The sequence below is a fragment of the Oleiphilus sp. HI0123 genome, assembly GCF_001635315.1.
The window spans coordinates 1-604 of sequence record NZ_LWGE01000628.1; the positions used below are offsets into that span (position 1 = coordinate 1).

The 604-nt window shown below is 45.0% G+C and carries 1 pseudogene; it reads right to left on the reverse strand.

Features of this window, described 5'->3' with window-relative positions:
• Positions 1-604 (reverse strand): annotated as a pseudogene (locus A3761_RS05710) (DNA-directed RNA polymerase subunit beta'); the annotation flags it as partial.

Consider the following 604-nt stretch of genomic DNA (forward strand, 5'->3'; position numbering starts at 1 on the left):
GGGTTAGAAGGTCCATCCGAGATAACCTCACCCTTTTCTACTGTTTCGCCTTCGAATACGTTCAACTGGCGATACTTGTGAATCAATGCTTCATACGGCTCAGCACCATCTTTAGGCGTAATCACTAATCGCTTCTTGCCCTTAGTCTCTTTACCGAAACTAACAACACCAGAAATTTCAGCCAAGATAGAAGGCTCTTTAGGCTTACGCGCCTCGAACAAGTCAGCTACTCGCGGTAGACCACCTGTGATATCACGAGTCTTAGATGACTCTTGAGGAATACGAGCCAAGACGTCGCCTACTTCAACCATGTCGCCATCACGCATATTTAACAAAGCGTTAGCTGGCAAGAATACCTGAATCGGATTATCTGTACCTGGTAACAAGACAGGGTTACCATCTTCATCCACAAGCTGAACCATTGGACGAATATCTTTACCTGAAGATGGACGATCTTTCGGATCGATAATCTGGATATTGGATAGACCTGTTAACTCATCAGTTTGAGTCGTTACAGTAATACCCTCTTCCATTCCAACGAACTGAGCCTTACCACCATTTTCGGTAATGATTGGGTGCGTATGTGGATCCCACTTAGCAACCA